Raw genomic sequence first — 22445 nt, 5'->3', positions numbered from 1 at the left:
AAAACAGGCAGGGCCCGACGAACGGCAAGCGTTCGCGGGCCCTGTATGGTTGAGCTGTCGGCCTCGTAGGCGAAAGACTTTCCGCCTCGGCCGATGTGTTTAGCCTTTCTTTTTCTCCCCGATGTAGATGGTGCAGGCACCGAAGGTGAGGCGGCGGCAATAGCAACGGTCGAAGCCGGCACGACGGAAGATGTCGAGCATAGCCTCGCCCTGCGGCACGGCAGCCACCGAGCGCGGCAGATAGCTGTATGCGCTGCGGTCTTTCGATACCAGGCGACCTATGAAGGGGATAAAGGTATAGGTATAGAACTTATAAAGCTGGCGGAAGGGAAAACGCTCGGGGGTCGACAGCTCGATGACACACAATGCACCACCGGGACGGAGCACCCGATACATTTCGCGGAATCCCGCCTCGAGGTGTTCGAAATTGCGCACCCCATAGGCCACCGTCACCACGTCGAAGCTGTTGTCGTCGAAGTCCATCGATAGGCAATCCTGCACCTCGAAGAGGATACGGCGCTGGGCATTGCGCTTGACCGCCTTCTCGCGGGCAATCCGCAACATACCCTCCGAGAGGTCCACACCGATAATCTGGTCGGGGTTGAGCCGCTCGTCGAGCAGCAGGGCCAGGTCGCCCGTGCCCGTAGCCACATCGAGTATATGGCGGTGTGGATAGCGCCGCAACATCTTCACGGCCACCCGGCGCCACCAGCGGTCTATGCCCACGGTCATGGTACGGTTCATCGCATCGTAGGCCGGCGCAATGGAGTCGAACATCTCGCGCACCTGCGTGGTCTTGTCGGTCTCCTCGTTATAGGGTTTTATCTCTTCTGCTTTATAGTCCATTCGTCATGTAATCCTTTCTCCGCCCCCTTATTTCTTGCGGCTGTTCAGGAAGTCGGTCACGTTCTTCTCGATACGGGCAGCCAGGTCTTCGCCTTCGGCCTTGACAAACTTCTCGCCCACGATGTGCTCGTAGAGTTCGATGTAGCGGTCCGATACGCTGTTGCAATACTCCTCGGTCATCTCGGGCACCTTCTGACCCTCTTTGCCCTGGAAGCCGTTTTGAATCAGCCATTGGCGCACAAACTCTTTCGAGAGCTGACGTTGCTCTTCGCCACGGGCCAGACGCTCCTCATAACCATCGGCATAGAAGTAGCGCGACGAGTCGGGCGTGTGGATTTCGTCGATAAGGATAATCTTGTCGCCAATCTTACCGAACTCATATTTCGTATCTACGAGGATGAGCCCCTTCTGAGCGGCCATCTCGCAACCACGTTGATAGAGGGCCAGGGTATATTTCTCGAGTTGCTCGTAGTCCTCGCGCGAAACGATGCCGCGGGCAATGATTTCGGCCTTCGAGATGTCCTCGTCGTGACCCTCGGCAGCTTTGGTCGTAGGCGTGATGATGGGGTGCGGGAATTTCTCGTTCTCCTTCATACCCTCGGGCATGGTCTCGCCGCACAGCGTACGGTTGCCAGCCTTGTATTCGCGCCAAGCGTGACCCGTCAAATACCCCCGTACAACCATCTCGACCTTGAACGGTTCGCAACGCAGACCCACGGTCACCATCGGGTCGGGAGTAGCCACTTTCCAGTTCGGAAGAATATCGGACGTAGCGTCCAGGAACTTGGCGGCAATCTGGTTCAGCACCTGTCCCTTGTAGGGAATACCCTCGGGCAGAATCACATCGAAGGCCGAGATACGGTCGGTTACCACCATCACCAGCAACTCGTCGTCGATGTTGTACACATCGCGCACTTTACCATGATATACACTCTTTTGTCCGGGAAATTTGAAATCGGTTTTTACCAAAGCATTTTTCATTTCTGTAATACTTTTTCTGTTTATAATATAGTCGTTGTATGTCCTCTGTAAAGACACGGCAAAGATACAACATAAAAACGAGATAGCACGTCAATTAAAACAGATTAAGCATTACCCGCGTCGACAATCTTTCTCCCCTCACGATACCGCTGCCCCTCCCGGGCCATGCACTCAAAAGGGCGATATTCACCCCGCCCAATCCCCATAAGTCTTTCGCTCCGTCGGGGCCAACCAACCGCCCACAGGCCTCACGCCTCGGACTTCTCCTTACCGGCCTCTTTGGCGGCGGCACGCTCCAGCTTGCGGGCCTCGGCAGCCTTGCGCTCCTTCTCGTCGTGCTTCTCATAAGCCTCGACAATGCGCTGTACCAGCTTGTGGCGTACAATATCCTTTTTGCCGAACTCCACGCGAGCTATACCCTCGACATTCTTCAATATACTTATCGCCTGCACCAGACCCGACGTCTGCGAGGCCGGCAGGTCTATCTGCGTCATGTCGCCCGTGACTATCATCTTGGCGTTCATGCCCAGGCGGGTGAGAAACATCTTTATCTGGTGTGTCGTGGTGTTCTGCGCCTCGTCGAGAATGATGACCGCATCGCTCAACGTACGGCCGCGCATGAAGGCCAACGGAGCAATCTGTATCACGTTCGACTCCATGTACTCCTTCAGCTTGGCGGCCGGAATCATATCTTCCAGCGCATCGTAGAGCGGTTGCAGATAGGGATCGATCTTGTCCTTCATGTCACCCGGCAGGAAACCCAGCTTCTCGCCGGCCTCCACGGCGGGACGGCTCAGGATAATCTTCTTCACCTCCTTGTTTTTCAGAGCCTTCACGGCCAGAGCAATAGCCACATAGGTCTTGCCCGAACCGGCCGGCCCCAGGGCAAACGTGAGGTCGTTGTGGGCAAAAGCCTCGACCAGCTTCTGCTGGTTGGGCGTGCGGCCCGTGATGGGCTTGCCGTTCACCCCGTAGATGATAAGGTTCTCCAGCGGTTTTACGGTCTGCGGCTCATCGCCCTTGATGATGTCGATAATCACCTCTTCGCCCAGTTGGTTATACTCGGCACAATATTTCTCGAGCTGCTTGATTTTCTGCTCGAAAAGTTCGGTCTCCTTCTCGTCGCCGATTACCTTCATCACATTGCCCCGGGCAGCGATGCGCACCTTGGGGAAAAGATTCTTAATCACCTGCACGTTGGCGTTGTTCACACCGTAAAAAGTCACCGGATCGACGGCGTCCAATATAATTACTCTTTCTATCATTCGGCTGTTTCCTGTTCTTGGCCCGGCCTGTACACACCCGCCTGCCCCCTCGACCTTCACGCAGTCGACGACACAAGCCCGATACCTCCCGGGCAACTTATGCAAAAATAAAAAATTATCTGTTCATTTCTCAAAACAACGAGGGATAATTCATCGACATCTTTTCGAAGAAGCCCTCGGTAAGGCGCGACACCGCATAATCTCCTATAGTTCCGGCCTCGATGCGCAGATAGCCCGGCATGGCAGGCATCTGCTCGGTCTCGACCACATAAAAGCGGGCATGGATTACCCGGTGCGAAAGCACATGCTTGCAACTGTACACCTGGGCCGACACACTCACCCGACCGGCCCCGGCAAACAGTTCGCCCCACACCTCGCTCTGCTGCAGGGCGTCGAGCGGCTGCTCTTCGGCCGTCTCGACAAGCGGCAGCTCATACAGATTGCGCCAGATGTCGCGACCCTCGCGCCGGCGCACCCAGGTATAGCCCCCGTGCCGCACATAGAAGTAGTTGAAGTAGCGGGGCTTCACCACCGTGCGTCCCTGCTTCACCGGCAGCTCCTCCACCCGGCCCGTCGCCAAGGCCATGCAGCGGTCGGCAAAGATGCACCCGCCGCACTGCGGCGAGCGGGGCACGCAATAGAGCGCCCCGAACTCCATCATCGCCTGGTTGTAACCGCCGGGGTCCTGCCGGTCGAGCAGCTCGTCGGCCAGGGCGGCAAACAGCTTTTTGCCTTCGGTCGTGTCGATAGGGGTGTCGATGCCGTAGATGCGCGAGAGCACCCGATAGACGTTGCCGTCGACTACGGCATGAGGCAACCCATAGGCAAACGAGGCAATAGCCGCCGCCGTGTAGTCGCCGATACCGGGTAGCGAACGTATGTCGTCGTAACTCCGGGGGAACTCCCCGCCAAACCGCTCGACCACCTGCCGGGCAGCAGCCAGCAGATTGCGGGCCCGGCTGTAATAGCCCAGCCCCTGCCACAGTTTCATCACCTCGTCGTCATCGGCCGCAGCCAACGCCCGCACGTCGGGGAAGCGCGACACAAAGCGGTTGTAGTATTCATACCCTTGTACCACCCGGGTCTGCTGCAAGATTATCTCCGAAATCCAGATGCGATACGCATCGGTTATGCCCCGCCACGGCAACACCCGGTGATTCCGGGCATACCAGTCGTGCAGGTCGGCGGCCAACGGCGATACGGCCCCGTTCGATAGTTCTTCCTTTCGTCTCATATTCCATGCAAAGATAGGACACACCGTGGGTAGAAGCAAATTTATTTGAACACACCGATACCACAACCGCACCCTCCCCTTCTTCATCTCGACAACCCACCAATAGCAGGAGTCGAATGGAGGATAATATTGGTTGCCATTACCACAAAAAGAGAGGCAGAAACCGATGGAAAATACCACCTGTCCCTGCCTGTTCCAAGCAAATCACTACAAACTATCGTTTATCCATGATACCAAATTTCACCCATTCCTCCTGAGGGAAACCGCTTTTAATCAAATAACGGAGGACATTGGCCTGGTCCTTTACCTCACAGAGCTGAACATTGGCTTTCCGCAGCTTCTCCGACACCTCGGCTCTAAGAGCATCTACTTCCCGAATCATCTCTATTGCTTTCGACGCTTCGGCTTCCAATTTATCAACAGCCGCTGTACCGATGCCCAATTTGGAAAGTTCTTGAAAATGAGACCTGATTCCTGCCACCATAGTTAACGCTTTTTGTGCATTTTGCTCAAATGTCTTTGACATAAACATTATAAATTTTAAATAAAACAAGGATCTACAACGCATCGAAATGCGCATGGATCCATAGCAAATATACGAAAAAAAACTTTTTTTTGTAACCTTAAAAAAGCAACTTTTTATATATAATTCACTCATTTCCAATCTATATAGAATCTCATCCAGATAGATTTCACTCTATCCACACGACACAGATCGAACCTCAATCGGTACAAAAAAGTGACCGCACAAAACCGTCTTTTCCGATTTATACTTACATTTGCAATCGTACCTAATTTTTTTCGTTATGACCAACGACAAACAGCGCATATACAGCGGAGACTGGAAACCCCTGCATCCCTACACCGGCTCGGCATCGACCGACCTCTACTACATTACCCTGGCCAACAAAGTATTGGCCGCGATTCGTTCCATCGAAAACGACCTGGCCGAAGACGACTACCGTAAAATCAACCCCTCGGAACAGAAAGAGCTGGCTTGTATCCTCACCGCCTACTTCGAGGATGTCATCTCGCAAACCGGCATCTTCCAGGCCTTCTCCCGCGTCTATCAACAGAAGTATGGCAAACCGCTGCCCTTCTATTCCCTCGACAGCGACTACACGCCCGGCGAAATCAATACCGAGGACATCCAGTTCCTCATCTGGCACTACCACATGCAGCTCAACAACCTCGACATTGCCTACTCGCCGGCTCTCGATACTTTTGCCGCCATAGCCGCCGACGTGATGGAGTTGTTCGAGGCTGAATACGAAACGGCGCCCGAAAACGAAAAACTGCTCCACTACCTTCAACCCGACGAGAAGGAGCAGCACAACCTCTACGCGCTGCATGCGCGCTTCCTGTGGCTCTGCACCCAGTCTTACCTCTTCTCCAACAACGGATACCTGCTCGAAGACCAGGCCGAAGCGCTGGCCGACGAAGCCAAGGAGAACGGACTGGAAGACCAGATTCCTGACATGGTCAACCAACTCTGCAACGACTTCGGCTTCAACCAGGTCACCGAGTTCATGCGCCTCACGCCGCCCCACTGGCTGGCCGAGGTTCTGGGTCCGGAATCGCCCCTCTACGACTCGCTCAGGAGCATGGGCCACAAATACACCGGCTACTACCGCTACGAAGGGTGCGACGACCGGGTGACCCGCTTCCGCCACATCGCCACCGACCGAGTGCTCGAGGTGACCAACCGCTCGCTCGTGGGACTGCCCCGCGACATGAAAAACCCCTCGCTCATCCTGCGCACCGGCTTCGTCGAATGGAACGGCGAATGGTGGCTCTCGGGACAGATTACCAGCTACGAAGATAGCGAAGACCTCATCGGCCAAATCACCGGCGACGACGACGAATACAACCTGTTCGAACCCGACGACGACCTGCCCGACGACGAACAGCAGATTATCCTCACCGACATCCTCTCGACCACCGTGGGCGAAGAGGGGCAGACACTCGACGAGTCGGATACCGCCTGGCAGGCCATGCTGAGCGACGAGATAGGCGAAGACTTCTTCATCGCCCAGGTCGAGGCCGGCCAGATAAAAGGGCTCCAGTTCTACGACGACCCGGGCCGACTGTTACTCGACAACCTCCGCTTTGTCACCGAATACATAAAACGATAAACACTTTAACTTTAATCATTTAAAAGAATTCATCATGAAAAGATTATTGCTGCTACCCATCACCCTGCTGCTCTGTATCGTCAGCCTCTGTGCCCAACAAGTCGACACCGTCACGATACACAGCAAAATGGGTCACGACCTGAAAAATGTGGTCATCCTGCCCAAAAGCTACGCCGAGGGCAACACCCGGTACCCGGTTGTATACCTGCTGCACGGCTGCGGCGGCAACTACGCCTCGTGGATTACCATCAAACCCGAGTTGCCCCAACTGGCCTCGCAATACAACCTCATCATCGTCTGCCCCGACGGACTGATAAACAGCTGGTACTGGAACAGCCCGCTCAATAAGGACATGCAGTTCGAGGACTACATCTCCGACGAAGTCATCCGCTATACCGACTCGCACTACCGCACCATCGCCGACCGCAGCGCCCGGGCCATCTCGGGTCTCAGCATGGGCGGCCACGGTGCCATGTGGAACGCCATCCGTCACCGCGACGTATTCGGTGCCGTGGGCAGTACCAGCGGCGGACTCGACATTCGCCCCTTCCCTACCAACTGGAAGATGCAGAACCAACTGGGCGAATTTGCCTCCAATAAAAAGCGTTGGGACGAGCATACCGTCATCAACCTCATCCCCTCGCTCAAAGACGGCGACCTGGCTATCATCATCGACTGCGGAGTCGACGACTTCTTCCTCGAGGTCAACCGCCGGGCCCACCAATCGCTGCTCGACCACAACATCAAGCACGACTACATCGAGCGACCAGGGGCTCACAACAATGCCTATTGGAACAACTCCATCGACTACCAGTTGCTCTTCTTCCACAAATTCTTCGCACAACCCAAAGAATCGAAGAAATAACAGCCCTGCCGGGCATAGAGGGGGATGCCAAAACACGTACAGCCAACGAGCTATCGACGAATTAAACGATTGTCTAACCTATTATAAAACCAAACTTTTATGGCTATGAACAAAAATCTAATTCTTACAGCCCTGCTGACTATCCTGTTTTCCACCGCCTCGATGGCACAAGAGAAGGTCTATCAACTCTCCAGTCACATCCTCGACATCAACGCCGGCCAACCGGCCACGGGGGTAACCATCCAACTCTCGCGGCTGGCCGACGGGCAGTCGTGGCAACCGGTCGATGCCAAAACCACCGACGCCAACGGCCGGGTGAAGGAATTTCTCGAGAAACGCCCCGGCACCGACAACCGGGGCATCTACAAGCTCACCTACCTCGTAGGTCCCTACTTCGAGGCGCAGGCGCAAAAGTCGTTCTACCCCTTCATCGAGGTGGTATTCGAGATTACCGACGACAGCCACTACCATGTGCCCATCACCCTGTCGCCCTACGGATACTCGACCTACCGGGGCAATTGAGCGATTTATAAACAAATTACGAGATACGGTACTCCGTTTCAACAAAATTTTCCAAAGCCCGTTAAATAGTTAATAAAATAATTTGTTATACGACAATTACGTTAAAAACAGTTTGATTTTAAACTATCTGATTGGAATATTGAGCAATACGCCTTATATTTGTACCATGTTTTTTCATAGTATTAGATTTAAGGTTTACAAATTGGCTGTCGTGAGACAGCCTTTTTTTATTTTATATGCTCCCCTGCTACGCCGACAGTCACCTCTGCCGCGCCCCGGAGCAGAGCTCCCGTCCAACCGGGCGAAATACTCGGCGATTTCGCACGAAATCTCCGGTAGATAACCTGCCTATCATTCCTCTTTTTTTGCTAATTTTGCACCCAAATCTCATGGCAAGCCCTATGAACTATCAAGTTTTCGCACCCACCGACTGCTCGGCCACCATCGTACTGCCCACCTCCAAGAGCATCAGCAACAGAGCACTCATCCTCAACGCCCTGTGCCGCGACGCCATTCCCGTCGAGAACCTCTCGGAGTGTGACGACACGCGGGTCATGCGGCAGGCCTTTGCCGGCAGTGGCCCCGTCGTCGACATCCACGGTGCCGGTACCGCCATGCGATTCCTCACCGCCTACTACGCCCAACGGCCGGGCAGCCGCGTCACCCTCACCGGGTCGGCACGCATGCAACAGCGCCCCATCCGTATTCTGGTCGACGCCCTGCGCTCGCTGGGGGCCGACATCCGCTACACCGCCCGAGAGGGATTCCCCCCTCTCGAAATCTGCGGTCGCGAGTTGAAGGGCGGCGAACTCACCCTGCCCGGCGACGTCAGTTCGCAATACATCTCGGCCCTGCTCATGATAGCCCCCCGCATGCACTACGGCCTCACCCTTACCCTCACCGGCGAGATGGTATCGATACCCTATATCGAGATGACCCTCGGCATGATGGCCCGCTTCGGCATCGAGGCCCGGCGCACGGGAAACACCATACGGGTACCGGCCGGCGAATACCGCCCCGCCCCGTTCCGGGTCGAACCCGACTGGTCGGCAGCCTCCTACTGGTACGAGATTGCGGCATTGGCCCCGGCGGGCACCATCACGCTGCCGGGTCTCTCGACCGAAAGTCTGCAAGGCGATGCCCGCATTGCCGCCCTGTTCGAACCGCTGGGTATCAATACCCTGTTTTCTTCAGACGGAGCAAAACTAATAAAATCGGACCACCGCACAACCGAATACCGCTGCGACCTCTCCGAACAGCCCGACCTGGCCCAAACCCTCGTCGCAACCTGCTGCCTGCTGGGAGTTCCCTTCCACTTCACCGGACTGCAAACCCTGCGCATCAAGGAGACCGACCGCATTGCCGCCCTCTGTGATGAGCTTATAAAATTAGGATACAAACTATTATCTTCGGACAGCACACTCACCTGGAACGGCGAAACCGTCGCCCCCGGCGAGTCGCCCGTCATACAAACCTACGACGACCACCGCATGGCCATGGCCTTCACCCCGGCAGCCTTCCGCTTCCCCGGCATCACCATTGCCGACACGGCCGTTGTCGACAAATCGTATCCCGGCTATTGGGACGACCTCGCCCGGGCCGGCTTCACCCTCACCCCCCGGGAGAAAGGAGATATTTCGCTATGATTATACTCGTCATCGCCATCGTACTGCTGGGTCTCGTCACCTACTACTTCCACCGCCGCGACCAGCGCAAACAGGCCGCTGCCGGCACACCGCCCCCGGCCGAAGAGAAACCCGCACCGCCGCAAGAGTGTTGTGGGCAGCACCTCGTGTGCGAGCGCGACAGCCTGCTGGCCGGGGTGAGCAAGGCCATCGAATACTACGACGACGAGGAGCTCGACGAATGGAAGGGGACCCCGGCCGACCAGTACACCCCCGAGCAGGTAGAGCACTTCAGGGACATTTTCTACACCCTCCTGCCCACCGACGTGCCGGGATGGGTACGCAGCCTGCAACTGCGCCAGATCGAGGTACCCGAAGCCCTGCGCGACGAGATTCTGCTCGTGGTCAACGAGCAAAGAAACATCGACAAATAACCACCGTTTACAATGGATATTTTCAACTATACATTTTTTCAAAATGCCCTGTGGGCGCTCCTCCTCATCTCGATTATCAGCGCCATCATAGGCACCTATATCGTAGCCCGGCGCATGCTCTTCATCACCGGAGGTATCACCCACGCCTCGTTCGGCGGATTGGGTATAGGCTACTTTCTGGGAATAAGCCCCACCCTCTCGGCTCTCTTCTTCGCCATACTATCGGCGCTGGGGGTCGAGTGGATGTCGCGCGGGAAAACCGTGCGAGAAGACTCGGCCATCGCCGTCATCTGGACACTGGGCATGGCCGTCGGCATCATCTTCATCTTCATGACACCCGGCTACACCCCGGGGCTCACCGAGTTCCTCTTCGGCAACATCCTCACCATCACCCGCACCGACATCCTGGTGTTTGCCGCCTTTGCCGCCCTGCTCGTCGTCTACACCCTGCTGCAATACCGCCGCATCGTCTACACCGCGTTCGACACCGATTTCGCCCATACCCGCAGTATCAACACCCGGCTCATCAACTACATCATGACCTTCTTCGTAGCCACGGCCGTGGTCCTCTCCATCCGGTTGGTAGGCATCATGCTGCTCATCTCCATCCTCTCCCTGCCGCAGATGATAGCCGAGCTCTTCTGCCACCGCTTCCGCGACATCATCTGGCTCTCGGGACTCATCAACCTTCTGGCCGGTATCGGCGGGCTGCTGCTCTCCTACTGGCTCGACGTGCCGGCCGGCGCCACCATCGTCTTCACCCTCATCGTCGTCTACCTGGTAGCCAAGCTCCTGACGAGTCAGATGCAACGCACCGTAGCCAAAAGACAATAAAACCGCCGTTTTTCAGTTTAAAAATATGGCTTCTTATCCCCGTAGCGTTTGAAAAAAAGAGTAATACATATCGTCGTTCTGCTGGTGACCCTGGCGCTCGTATCCTGTTCGACCAAGAAGAATACGGCCTTCACCCGCTTTTACCACAGCTTTACGACCCGCTACAACGTCTATTTCAACGGGATAGAAAACTACAAGGAGCAGATGAAAAACATGGAGACCGAGTATCAGGACAACTTCACCGACCTCCTCTACATGCACCCGGCCCAAGCCTATGCCAACCCCAAGGACCCGCAACCCTCGGGCAGCTTCGACCGCACCATCGAGAAGTGTCAGAAAGCCATCCAGCTCCACTCCATCAAGAAGAAGCCCAAGCGCGACTCCCGAAAGATGAGCGACCCCAAATATCGCGACTACCTCAAGCGCGACGAGTACAACCCCTTCATCCACAACGCCTGGCGACTGATGGGCCAGGCCCAGTATTACAAGGGCGAGTTCCTCGAGGCCGCAGCTACCTTTCTCTACATCTCGCGTCACTTCACCTGGATGCCCGACCTCGTAGCCGAGGCCAAGCTCTGGCAGGCCCGATGCTACATTGCCCTGGGCTGGCTCTACGAAGCCGAAGACATACTCCAGAAAATCAACAACGACAAGCTGCCCGAGTCGCAAAACAACTGGTTTGCCACCGTCAATGCCGACTACCTCATCCGCAGCGGCCAATACCAGAAGGCCATCCCCTTCCTCGAGACCGCCATCAAGTCGGCCCCGAGCAAGCAACAGCGCATCCGGCTCACCTTCCTGCTGGGGCAGCTCTACGAAAAAACCGGGGTCAACGCCAAAGCCTACGAGACTTTCGGGAAGGTCATCTCCATGAACCCGCCCTACCGCACCGAGTTCAACGCCCGCATCAAGCAGACCGAGGTCTTCTCGGGCAAAGACATCACCAAGGAGGTGAAAAAGCTCACCCGCATGGCCTCGCGCGACCGCAACAAAGAGTACCTCGACCAGGTCTACTACGCCATCGGCAACCTCTACCTCTCGCGTAAGGATACCCTCAAGGCGATGGAGAACTACCGCCTGGCCAACCAGAAGAGCACCCGCAACGGCATCGAGAAGGCCATCTGCCAGGTGACCCTCGGCGACCTCTACTTCGACCGGCGCGAATATGTCGACGCCCAGCCCTGCTATGCCGAGGCCCTGCCTCTGCTCAAGGAGGATTTCCCCCACTACGACCTGCTCTCGCGGCGCTCCACCGTGCTCGACGAGCTGGTAGTCTACGCCCAGAATGTCGAGTTGCAGGACAGTCTGCAAGACCTGGCCGCCATGAGCGAGACCGAGCGCAACAAAGCCATCCAGCAGATTATCGACGACCTCATCAAGAAAGAGAAGGAGGAGGCCGAAGCCCTTCAGCGCGAAGAGTATCTGGCCCAGCAACAGGGGCCCCAGTTCAACAGCAACAACGCGGCCAAGAACAACGCTACCATGATTTCGGGCGACAAGTCGTGGTACTTCTACAACAAGACCATGGTAGCCGCCGGTAAGACCGAATTCCAACGCACCTGGGGTAGCCGTAAGCTCGAGGACGACTGGCGTCGCCGCAACAAGTCGGGATTCTCGATGAGCGACTTTGCCGAGAAAACCGATGGAGGAGGCGACACCGAGGAAGGCATGGAGGTCGACGAGAACGGCATGCCCCTCGAGGAGAGCCCCGACAGCGCCCAGCTGGCCGATGCCGAGGATCCCCACAAACCGGCATTCTACCTCAAGCAGATACCTCTCACCCCCGAGGCCCTCGAGGTCTCGAACGAGGTGGTGGCCGAAGGTCTCTTCAACATGGGTATCATCCTCAAGAACAAGCTCGAGGACTACCCCGCCGCCATCGCCAACTTCAACCTGCTCGAAGAGCGGTTCCCCGAGAACCCCTATCGGCTCGACGTCTACTACAACATGTACCTCATGTACATGCGTAACGGCGACGAAGTCACCGCCGGCATCTACCGCGACAAGATACGGTCTACCTTCCCCGAGAGCGCCTATGCCCAGGCCATGGCCGACCCGCACTACCTCGACAACCTGCGGCGCATGAGCACCGAGCAGGACTCCATCTACGAGGATACCTATGCCGCCTATCTCGCCAACAACAACGCGGCCGTGCACCGCAGCCGCCAGTATATGGAGGAGAAGTATCCCCTCTCGCCGCTCATGCCCAAGTTCCTATTCCTCGACGCTCTCGCCTACGTGGGCGACAAGCAGTACGACAAATTCAAGGCCGGGCTGAGAGACCTGCTCGAGCGCTATCCGCAAGCCGACGTATCGCCCTTGGCCACCACCATGCTCAAGGGGGTAGCTCAGGGCCGGCAGGTAGCCGAGGGCAGCGGCAACCTGCGGGGCATGCTGTGGAAGGCCCGTCTGACCAACGACACCACGACCGTCCTCAACGACACGGCCCAGGTAGCCTTCACCCAGGACCTCAAGGCTCCGCACGTGCTTCTGCTGGTCTACGCCACCGACAGCGTATCGTCCAACCAGTTGCTCTTCGACGTGGCCAAACACAACTTCACCACGTTTGTTATTAAAGATTTCGACCTCGAAATAATGACCTTTAACGAAATAAGTATGTTAGTTGTCAAAGGATTTAATAACTTTGACGAGTTGTCGCACTATCGCCGGTTGCTCGACCACAGCGAGACATTCCGCTACCCGCCCGGTGTCAAGCCCGTGATGATCAGCGAAGACAACTTCAAGAAACTGCTCGAAGGATACAGTTTCGAAGACTATTTCTTATTTCTTGAAAACAACCCGCTACCAGAAGAGCCTTATGAAGAACGGTAAAATACTTTGGGCCGACGACGAAATCGATTTGCTGAAACCGCATATCCTCTTCCTCCAACAGAAGGGATACGACGTCACCACCGTATCCAACGGCCGCGACGCCCTTGAAAAAGCGGCTCACGAGGCTTTCGATCTCATCATTCTCGACGAGAACATGCCCGGCTTGAGCGGTCTCGACACCCTCAGCCAAATCAAAATGGACAACCCCTCCATCCCCGTGGTCATGATTACCAAGAGCGAGGAGGAGAACATCATGAACCAGGCCATCGGTAACAAAATATCCGACTACCTCATCAAACCCGTGAATCCCAACCAGATACTCCTGTCAATCAAGAAGAATCTCCACCACAAGGAGATTATCCTCGAGAAGACCTCGAGCGACTACCGGCAGGAGTTTCAGCACATCAGCAGCCAGATAAACGACTCCTATTCGTGGACCGACTGGTACGAGGTGTACAAGAAACTGGTATTCTGGGAACTGGAGCTCACCCAGGCCGAGAGCGACATGGACGAACTCCTCACCCTGCAGAAGAGCGAGGCCAACAGCGCCTTTGCCAAGTTTGTCAAGAAGAACTACGAAAAGTGGATTACCGGCGGCGAACACCCCCTGATGAGCCACGAGCTCTTCAAGACCAAGGTATTCCCCCTCATCGACAACGGCGAGAAGGTATTCTTCATTCTCATCGACAACTTCCGGCTCGACCAGTGGCGGGTCATCAAGCCGCTGCTCAGCGAATACTTCACCGCCGAGGAGGACCTCTACTTCAGCATCCTGCCCACGGCCACACAATATGCCCGCAACGCCATCTTCTCGGGCCTCATGCCCAACCAGATTGCCCGCATGTTCCCCGACCTCTGGGTCGACGAAGACGAGGAGGAGGGCAAGAACCTCAACGAAGCGCCTCTCATCCAGACGCTGCTCGACCGCTTCCGCAAGCGTTACACCTTCTCCTACAACAAAATCAACGAGTCGGCTTTCGGCGAGAAGCTCATCCAGAACTTCCCGCAAATCGAGAACAACCAGCTCAACGTCTGCGTGCTCAACTTTGTCGACATGCTCTCGCACGCCCGCACCGAGTCGAAGATGATTCGCGAGCTGGCTTCGACCGAGGCGGCCTACCGCTCCATCACCGAGTCGTGGTTCAAGCACTCGTCGGCACTCGACCTCTTCCGCAAAATCGCCGAGAAAGATTTCAAGATCATTCTTACCACCGACCACGGTACCGTACACGTGAACAATCCCATCAAGGTAATCGGCGACAAGAACACCAACACCAACCTGCGCTACAAGGTGGGCAAGTCGCTCAGCTACAACCCCAAGCAGGTTTACGAAATCAAGTCGCCCGAGCGCTACGGACTGCCCTCGCCCAACATCAGCTCTACCTACATATTTGCCACCAACCACGATTTCTTTGCCTACCCCAACAACTACAACTACTACGTGGGCTACTACAAGGATACTTTCCAGCACGGCGGCATCTCCATGGAAGAGATGATGATTCCACTGATTACACTCACCAAAAAATAGAATACGATTATGCACACCCTTGTCATAGAAAACCTCGACCAGATAAACAAGACCGCCCGCCAGTTCATCGAACTCATGGCCGACTACACCGTCTTTGCCTTCCACGGCGAGATGGGCGCAGGCAAAACCACCTTCATCAAAGCCATCTGCGAAGAGCTGGGCGTCGAAGACCCCGTCAACAGCCCCACCTTCGCCATCGTCAACGAATACCGTTCGGCCACGACCGGCGAACTCATCTACCACTTCGACTGCTACCGCATCAACAAGCTGCAGGAGGCCTACGACCTGGGAGCCGAGGACTATTTCGCCAGCGGCGCCCTCTGCTTCATCGAGTGGCCCGAAAAGATTGAGGAGCTGCTCCCCGACGATTGTGTAAATGTAGAGATTACCGAGACCGACGGCGGCGTCCGCACCGTCAACATCGACCTGTAATCGGCCGTCCAACCGCAACCGTCGTCCGCCATGCACCACGCCCCCGCCCTCATACCGGCCCTTATCGTGCTGAGTCTGTTCCTCATCTCGGGACTGCTCGCACTCGGTGCGGCCCTGGGCAACTGGGGATGGTTCTTCAACAGCAAGAACTGCCGGCTATTCACCTCGCGGCTCACCCGCGGGCAAGCCCGTTGGCTCTACGGTATACTGGGGGCACTCATCCTGCTGATGACGGCAATCATCGCACGCGACATGCTGTCGCAAACGGCGTCCACCCGCGAACCACAACCCCACGCGGCACCGGCATCGCCCACGCTCTACCTCGGCTGCAACACGTCGACAAACGACTCGGGCAACACCACATTCTCCATCGTCAGCGCCTCGGCAAAGAGCGGCGCAATCTCCCGGTCGTGAAACCCGGCTATGCCGCACCCGATGCGGGTCACATAGAAAAGCAGCTCGCCGTGTGCCCGGGCAAAGGCGATAAACTCGTCGACGTAGGGCTTGATAGTCTCCACTCCGCCCTGCATCGTGGGTATGGCGTATGACTGCCCTTGCAGACCCACGCCCTGCCCCCACACCGCACCAAAGTGCCGCATGGCCACGCGCGCGGCTCCGCCGCCGTGCATACCGGCCAGATTGCTGCCAAACACAAACACCTCGCCGGGCGCCAGCGAAGTGATACGCTCCGGGGTGAACCGCCTCGGTCCTGCTGTCCGGCCACCCGCCTCTCGAGCCGTCGAACGCTCCTTGTTTTCTTCCTGTTTCATATCTGCTTGCGAGCCTGTGGCTCGATACCAAAAGTAAGCAAATTCTTTCGATTACACACCCTCTGCCCTCCATTTTTCACACACGCCCGGCAGCGCTCCCCATCCTTTGCGCTGCACCCGGTTCGGCCTGCGTTTGTCGGCACAAACAATTCGCAGCACGGGTTGTTATATATCCACAACATCTTACCGAACCACTTTAATAAACTGAATTATGAGAAAGATTCTGTTTGGGGCAACCGCCCTGCTGCTCGTGCCGGCCCTCTCGGCCTGCTGCGACGACAACAAGACCACCGACGAACCGGCTCAACCCGAGGCGGTACAACTGATCACCCCCAATGTGAGCGCCCGCATTGCCGACCCGCTCAACCAAAATCCCTTCACGGGCATCCTCGAAATCTATCCCTGCTATGCCGAGACCTCGACCTACTACGGCAACTACATCAACAGCAAAAAGACCGTATTCAACGGCTACTACACCATCATCGACGGACACATATACGGCGAGTACAACCGGCCGCTGCAACTGCCGGTGGGCACCTACAACATGGTCTACTGGGGCACCCCGAAATACGACGACCCCATCTACAACACCCCCGCCATCAACGAGCCCGGTATCACCCAGGATGCCGACCTCTCGACCCTCTACTTCAGACTGCGGGCCAACACCGACGGCACCTACATGCCCGTCTATGACCTGATACACGCCGTGAAACCGGCCAACGTGGGACAGGAAGACCTGCAGGCGGCCCTCACCCGCGTGACGGCCGGCATACGCATCATTGCCAAGATGCAGGACAACTCCGAATTCAACCCCTCCATCACCAACATCCAGGCCCGTATCGGCGGCATTGCCGAGAAGATGAACTTCTACACGGCCGAGGTCGAAAACACGACCAAAGTCGTCAAGTTCGACCTCGAACGCTCCGACGACAACACCATCATGAGCAACGCCACCGTCATGCTCTTCCCCTCGGCCGAAAATCCTCCGCTCGAGCTAATCATCACCCTGGCCAACGGTACCGAACATACCCTGTCGAAGAACCTCAGCTCTACCCTATCGCCCAATACCAAGCTCACCCTCAACATCGTCCTGGGCGAAATCCTGTCGGGCGAAACTCCGGGCGACTTCTCCATCGAAGACTGGAACGAAGTGAGCGAAACCATCGAATTCCCGATTATCAACTGAATACGACCAAGTCCATAGCGAGGCTGTCGATACAACCTCCCCCCCTCAAACAGCAAGGCGACCCCCGGTCCTCGGGAGCCGCCTTGCTGTCGTATCTTCGCTCTACGGTTATCCGTTCGATATACAACCGTTACACTATCTTTTCAGGTACAGCGCCGGCCCGGCACTCCACCCCCTCGAGCCGCAGCAAAGCCGCCTTGCGTTCCACCCCACCGGCATACCCGGTGAGGCTGCCGTCGCACCCCACCACCCGATGGCAAGGCACCACGATACTCACGGGGTTGTGCCCCACGGCGCCGCCCACGGCCTGTGCCGACACCCGGCCACCGCCCCGCTCGCGCTCCAGTTGCCGCGCTATCGCCTTGTAGGTAACCACCTCGCCGCGCGGTATCTGCTGCAACAGCCGCCACACGGCCAGCCGGAAAGGGCTCCCCTCCAGCCGCAAGGGCGGAACCGCCCCGGGATTTTCGCCCGCAAAGTAGCGGTCGAGCCACACACGGGTCTGGTCAAAGAGCGGTAACGCCTGAGCTTCGCAGGCCGGCAGGCCGGCCTCGGGGTAATACTTCTGCCCGTCGAACCACAGCCCCGTCAGCCGCTCCCCGTCGCTGGCCATCGTCATCGGTCCCAGCGGCGAAAGGTATCCCTGTCTGTAACGAAAAAGTTCCATCCTGCCGATATATAAAAACGACAAGCCCCGGGCATTGCACACACCCGGGAGCTCGGTATTGTAACGATAATTTGCGATTCGATTATTGCGGTTGAGCCGGATTCTCGGGCTCCGACTGTGCAGGCTCCGCAGCAGCGGCAGCCTCGTCGGCTACGGCGAGTTGTTCGCTCGCCTTAATCTGCTCATACAGGGCCACTATCATAAAGGCCGAAATGATGAGCGTCACCACCACGCCTACAATCAAGGCAATAAAGCCGATGATATTCAGTACTATCATCATCAGAACAGCAAGAATGATTTTCCCCATGTTCCCGTGAGTCATCGACCAACTGCGTTGAATGGCATCGAATACCCCCAGGGAGGAATCGTCGACATAGGCCAAAACCGTAAACATCAGGCGCAAGACCAGATACAAAGCGACCAGCGAGAAGAGGATGGAGACAATGCCCGATACCCCGCTGAACATCATACCCAACGTGTATCCCAACTCATAGGGATTGGAGAAATCGGCAACGGCCAAACTCGACCCGAGACCGGCTACCAAAATGACAACCCCGACCAACATGGGCAACATGCAGATGAAACTCACCACCACGTTCAACACAATCAAGCCGCCCAATTTAGGCAACATCTGTCCGAATGTCGAGAACGAAGGCTCTTCGCCCGCATGGGCATTCAGCATGATTTTATTCATACTGGCACTGAACCATACCGACAAAACGAGGCTTACGATATAGAAAAGCCAGTACCGGATCGAAGTCATATCGCTGCCCCCCAGCAAAGAGACAATCCACGACACCACCATGATTCCCAAAAAGAGGCCGAGCATGACAATAAAGTGCTTACGGGTCAATGCCCACCCCGTCTTCAATGCGCCGTTAGGCGACAGCAATTGTGCTTTCATATTGTTGTTTATTTAATCGATAATCTTAATCAACTCTTGCAAATATAATATTATTAACAGAATTGGCCCTATTCACAGACAGAAAAAAAATTTTATACCCCTTTTCATTTGCCTCTGCAGCCACCTTTCACTACCTTTGAAGAAAAACGCATTACACATGAAAACCGTCTCTATCGAAAAGGAGTTTGTCGCCACCTGCCCGGCTCTCCGCATCGGGGTCATCCAGGCCCGGGTAGCCAACAGCGAGAGCGACCCGGCACTGTGGCAGCTCATCGGTGAGGAGGAGGCACGCATCGCCTCGACCTACCGGCTCGACGAAATCAACAAACGCCCCGCCATACAGGCCACCCGCAAGGCCTACCGAGCCTTCGGGAAAGACCCCAACCGCTACCGGGTATCGTCCGAAGCGTTGTGCCGCCGCATCGTCAAGGGCTTGGGCATCTACCGCATCGATACGCTCGTCGACCTGGGCAACCTCGTCTCCATACGGGCCGGATACTCCATCGGAGCCTTCGACGCCGACCACATCGACGGCGACCACCTCACTCTGGGAGTAGGCCACGAGGGCGAACTCTTCCACGGCATAGGCCGGGGCGTGCTCAACATCGAGGGGCTGCCCGTCTACCGCGATCGCACCGGCGGCATCGGCACCCCCACCAGCGACGAGGAGCGCACCAAAATCTCGCTCGACACCCGTAGCCTGCTGCTCCTCATCAACGCCTACGGCGAGGAGATGCCTCTCGACCAGACCATCGACTGGACGGTCGAGCTGTTGAAGCAGTTCGTCTCGGCTACCGACATCGATACAACAATCGTCGCCGCCTCGCAGTTCGTCCTCTCGGAATAGGCCCTGAAACCAATTTTGCCATCTCTGACATACCAAGCCTCGACTACGTCGAACCGTTCGAGCCACCATTCCTATAACGATAAGGAGTTACGCCTTGTATGTCGAGAAACTGCCGTTCAGAAAACCCGATTACGAGGACAGCCGCTTCGACCGCATGAACAACCGGAACTTGAGACAGGCATCGCATACCACGCAGTCCTTTTAGAATACATTTAACTTCATTTGGGAGAGGAATTGGCGACAGAAAACTTTGTCGGGGAATAAAAGATCTATAATTTTACGTATTGTTCCGTTCTAAAAAATTAGGTAGAAATGAAAAGTAAGATGATTTCCGTATGGGCGGTTTTACTGCTGGGTACTTCCCCGATTTGGGCACAGAAGTATCACGATGCCATTGTAGAGGATGCTTGTGGCCCCGTGAAGATGATAAAGAGTGACGGGGAAATATTCACTTATGATTCCGACGGTCGCTTGACGGCAGTCGACCATGAAGATGTGCCGGATGCCAAATATGACAGCAACGGTTATCCGGTGGAGAGGTGCAGCAACGTGTGTACGCAGTACGAGTATAATGCCGACGGACAACTCACCTCGGAAAGCTACGAGACGTTGCTGGGTGTAATGGTTATCGATTACTCATACAATTCGAAAGGCGATCGGGTTAAAAAGATGACAACGTATAGTTTCTCCCTGATGAGTGTCGATACTTACCGGATTCTCCGTTATGACGACAGAGGTAACTGGATTGAGCGGGAAGTGCTGCATCGTAGTACGGACGACAATGGCAAGTTGGGGAACAGCAAGGTAACCAAAGAGACCCGAGAGATAATCTATTTCACACCGACAGCACCGTCGGGAAACTCTTCTCCGGCTTCCGGCACCGACAACTCCGACTGGGCATCGCTGCGCGAAAGCCTCATCGGGAAACAAATCACCCCCAATTCACCGGCATCGACGGGCTGGCAGGCTCTCATAGGCAAACGTCTGTTGCTCACCACCTACGGCATCTCGCAAAACGGCCAGGAGGTAAACCGGTTCCAGTGCCAAACGGGCGAATACATCAAACTCGGCAGCGACGGAATCCTCTACTGGGAAAACCGCTGCGACGGCAACACCTCTTACCGGTACCGAATCGACGGCAAACGCATATACCTCACCCAAATTTCGGGCAAAGAGACCGGCGACAAATGGCTCGAACTGACCCGCCAAAGCAACGAGCTCATCAAGACCGAGAGCAATCTGGGCACCTACCGCTACTTCAGCATCGTCAACTAAATCTTCGAAAAACAGCTATCAACCCGATTTTTATCTCTACCTCATACACAAACTACCGATTATGAAAAAATTCCGCATCTCGCTCCTCTGGCAAGTGCTTATCGCCATCGTGGCCGGCATCGTGCTGGGGCAGTTCCTTCCGGCGCCCGTGGCCCGACTGTTTGTCACCTTCAACGGGCTCTTCGGCAACTTCCTCAACTTCATCATCCCGCTCATCATCATCGGCCTCATCATCCCCGCCATCGCCGATCTGGGCAAAGGGGCCGGCCGACTGCTGCTCATCACGGCGCTCATTGCCTACGGCTCTACCGTATTCTCGGGATTCTTCACCTACTTTACCGGCGAAGCCATCTTCCCCCGGCTCATTGCCCAGTCGGCCCAAACCGCAACGGTCGACAACCCCGGCGAGATGGCCCTGAAACCCTTCTTCACCGTCGAGATGCCCGCCCCCTTCGACATCATGACCGCCCTGCTCCTCTCCTTCTGTATCGGCCTGGGGCTCTCGGCCATACCGGGCAACACGCTGCGCATGGCGGCCGCCGACCTGCGCGACATCGTCACCCTGCTCATCGAGAAGGTCATCATACCGCTGCTGCCGCTGCACATCTTCGGCATCTTCCTCAACATGACCATCTCGGGACAGGTAGCCTCCATCATCTCGGTGTTTGTCAAAATCATCATCGTCATCTTCGTGCTGCACATCCTGCTGCTACTTATCCAGTTCTCGCTGGCCGGACTCGTAGCCCGCAAGAATCCCCTGCGCCTGCTCAAGAACATGCTGCCCGCCTACGCCACGGCGCTGGGCACCCAGTCGTCGGCAGCCACCATACCTGTCACGCTGGCCCAGACCCTTAAAAACGGGGTGAGCAAAAACATCGCCACCTTTGTTATTCCCCTGTGCGCCACCATACACCTGTCGGGCAGCACGATGAAAATCACCGCCTGCGCCATGGCCATCATGATGATGGCCGGCATACCCATACACACGCTCGATTTTAGCGGCTTCATCTTCATGCTCGGCATCACCATGGTCGCCGCACCCGGGGTTCCCGGCGGTGCCATCATGGCTGCACTGGGTGTGCTCGAGGGAATGCTCGGCTTCGACGAGACGGCCCAAGCCCTGATGATTGCCCTCTACATCGCCATGGACAGCTTCGGCACCGCCTGCAACGTGACGGGCGACGGAGCCATCGCCGTAGTCGTGGACCGCATAAACGGAAAAAGCGGAAACCTCGTGCAGCGTTCGTAGCAGACAAAGCATCT

The 22445-nt window shown here is 56.2% G+C and carries 22 protein-coding genes; 14 read left to right on the top strand and 8 right to left on the bottom strand.

Annotation, left to right across the window (positions count from 1 at the left end; translation table 11 throughout):
• Positions 1-99: 99 nt before the first annotated feature.
• From ubiE to NW211_RS10860, 5 genes are all read right to left on the bottom strand, one after another.
• Positions 100-846, bottom strand: coding sequence for a bifunctional demethylmenaquinone methyltransferase/2-methoxy-6-polyprenyl-1,4-benzoquinol methylase UbiE (gene ubiE, locus NW211_RS10880; RefSeq protein ID WP_087408977.1), 747 nt, complete (start codon positions 844-846; stop codon positions 100-102).
• Between the two features lie 27 nt (positions 847-873).
• Positions 874-1827: a phosphoribosylaminoimidazolesuccinocarboxamide synthase gene (locus tag NW211_RS10875; RefSeq protein WP_258327865.1), complete on the bottom strand. Its 954-nt coding sequence runs from the start codon at positions 1825-1827 to the stop codon at positions 874-876.
• A 248-nt stretch (positions 1828-2075) separates the two neighbouring features.
• The gene (locus NW211_RS10870; protein ID WP_258327864.1) at positions 2076-3092 is read right to left on the bottom strand and encodes a PhoH family protein; all 1017 of its coding nucleotides are present in this window, start codon (positions 3090-3092) and stop codon (positions 2076-2078) included.
• A 130-nt stretch (positions 3093-3222) separates the two neighbouring features.
• Entirely contained in the window at positions 3223-4326 is a 1104-nt protein-coding gene (mutY, locus tag NW211_RS10865; protein ID WP_258327863.1) for an A/G-specific adenine glycosylase, read from the bottom strand.
• Between the two features lie 214 nt (positions 4327-4540).
• Entirely contained in the window at positions 4541-4852 is a 312-nt protein-coding gene (locus NW211_RS10860) for a hypothetical protein (protein WP_143240952.1), read from the bottom strand.
• 280 nt (positions 4853-5132) lie between these two features.
• Between NW211_RS10860 and NW211_RS10855 the strand changes: the two genes are divergently transcribed.
• From NW211_RS10855 to NW211_RS10810, 10 genes are all read left to right on the top strand, one after another.
• Positions 5133-6461, top strand: a complete 1329-nt coding sequence (locus NW211_RS10855) for a DUF3843 family protein (protein WP_258327862.1) — start codon at positions 5133-5135, stop codon at positions 6459-6461.
• A 34-nt stretch (positions 6462-6495) separates the two neighbouring features.
• Positions 6496-7326 (top strand): alpha/beta hydrolase family protein, encoded by an 831-nt coding sequence (locus NW211_RS10850; protein ID WP_258327861.1) that lies wholly within the window; start codon positions 6496-6498, stop codon positions 7324-7326.
• Positions 7327-7431: 105 nt separating this feature from the next.
• Positions 7432-7848 (top strand): hydroxyisourate hydrolase, encoded by a 417-nt coding sequence (gene uraH, locus NW211_RS10845; protein ID WP_087409038.1) that lies wholly within the window; start codon positions 7432-7434, stop codon positions 7846-7848.
• A gap of 401 nt (positions 7849-8249) precedes the next feature.
• On the top strand, positions 8250-9494 hold the full coding sequence (locus tag NW211_RS10840; RefSeq protein ID WP_258327860.1) for a 3-phosphoshikimate 1-carboxyvinyltransferase: 1245 nt from the start codon (positions 8250-8252) through the stop codon (positions 9492-9494).
• Positions 9491-9907, top strand: a complete 417-nt coding sequence (locus NW211_RS10835) for a phospholipase (protein WP_087408969.1) — start codon at positions 9491-9493, stop codon at positions 9905-9907. Before NW211_RS10840 ends, NW211_RS10835 begins: the two co-directional genes overlap by 4 nt.
• A gap of 12 nt (positions 9908-9919) precedes the next feature.
• Positions 9920-10741: a metal ABC transporter permease gene (locus NW211_RS10830; protein ID WP_087408968.1), complete on the top strand. Its 822-nt coding sequence runs from the start codon at positions 9920-9922 to the stop codon at positions 10739-10741.
• 48 nt (positions 10742-10789) lie between these two features.
• Entirely contained in the window at positions 10790-13573 is a 2784-nt protein-coding gene (locus NW211_RS10825) for a tetratricopeptide repeat protein (protein WP_258327859.1), read from the top strand.
• On the top strand, positions 13560-15101 hold the full coding sequence (locus NW211_RS10820; protein ID WP_258327858.1) for a bifunctional response regulator/alkaline phosphatase family protein: 1542 nt from the start codon (positions 13560-13562) through the stop codon (positions 15099-15101). The genes NW211_RS10825 and NW211_RS10820 overlap by 14 nt, the downstream gene beginning before the upstream one ends.
• Positions 15102-15110: 9 nt before the next feature.
• Entirely contained in the window at positions 15111-15533 is a 423-nt protein-coding gene (gene tsaE / locus NW211_RS10815; RefSeq protein WP_258327857.1) for a tRNA (adenosine(37)-N6)-threonylcarbamoyltransferase complex ATPase subunit type 1 TsaE, read from the top strand.
• 30 nt (positions 15534-15563) lie between these two features.
• Positions 15564-15947, top strand: coding sequence for an immunity 17 family protein (locus NW211_RS10810; protein ID WP_087408965.1), 384 nt, complete (start codon positions 15564-15566; stop codon positions 15945-15947).
• On the opposite strand, the gene NW211_RS10805 is transcribed toward NW211_RS10810, so the two are convergent.
• The gene (locus tag NW211_RS10805) at positions 15851-16303 is read right to left on the bottom strand and encodes a hypothetical protein (protein WP_258327856.1); all 453 of its coding nucleotides are present in this window, start codon (positions 16301-16303) and stop codon (positions 15851-15853) included. The two genes, NW211_RS10810 and NW211_RS10805, sit on opposite strands and share 97 nt — an antisense overlap.
• 211 nt (positions 16304-16514) lie before the next feature.
• On the opposite strand from NW211_RS10805, the gene NW211_RS10800 reads away from it, so the two are divergent.
• The gene (locus NW211_RS10800) at positions 16515-17489 is read left to right on the top strand and encodes a FimB/Mfa2 family fimbrial subunit (protein WP_258327855.1); all 975 of its coding nucleotides are present in this window, start codon (positions 16515-16517) and stop codon (positions 17487-17489) included.
• A 130-nt stretch (positions 17490-17619) separates the two neighbouring features.
• Here NW211_RS10800 and NW211_RS10795 read toward each other — a convergent pair whose 3' ends face one another.
• Both NW211_RS10795 and NW211_RS10790 read right to left on the bottom strand, forming a co-directional pair.
• Entirely contained in the window at positions 17620-18156 is a 537-nt protein-coding gene (locus NW211_RS10795; RefSeq protein WP_258327854.1) for a methylated-DNA--[protein]-cysteine S-methyltransferase, read from the bottom strand.
• A gap of 82 nt (positions 18157-18238) precedes the next feature.
• Entirely contained in the window at positions 18239-19060 is an 822-nt protein-coding gene (locus NW211_RS10790) for a hypothetical protein (RefSeq protein WP_258327853.1), read from the bottom strand.
• Positions 19061-19217: 157 nt separating this feature from the next.
• Here NW211_RS10790 and NW211_RS10785 point away from each other — a divergent pair, with 157 nt between their 5' ends.
• From NW211_RS10785 to NW211_RS10775, 3 genes are all read left to right on the top strand, one after another.
• Positions 19218-19907 carry a B3/4 domain-containing protein gene (locus NW211_RS10785; protein WP_258327852.1) on the top strand — a complete coding sequence of 230 codons (690 nt, stop codon included), beginning with the start codon at positions 19218-19220 and terminating at the stop codon, positions 19905-19907.
• Positions 19908-20219: 312 nt separating this feature from the next.
• Positions 20220-21182, top strand: coding sequence for a hypothetical protein (locus NW211_RS10780; RefSeq protein WP_258327851.1), 963 nt, complete (start codon positions 20220-20222; stop codon positions 21180-21182).
• Between the two features lie 61 nt (positions 21183-21243).
• The gene (locus NW211_RS10775) at positions 21244-22431 is read left to right on the top strand and encodes a dicarboxylate/amino acid:cation symporter (protein WP_087408959.1); all 1188 of its coding nucleotides are present in this window, start codon (positions 21244-21246) and stop codon (positions 22429-22431) included.
• The last annotated feature ends 14 nt before the right edge of the window (positions 22432-22445 follow it).

Source organism: Barnesiella sp. ET7, from assembly GCF_024733785.1.
Taxonomy (GTDB): domain Bacteria; phylum Bacteroidota; class Bacteroidia; order Bacteroidales; family Barnesiellaceae; genus Barnesiella; species Barnesiella merdigallinarum.
This window is presented reverse-complemented; position numbering and strand designations above follow the sequence as displayed.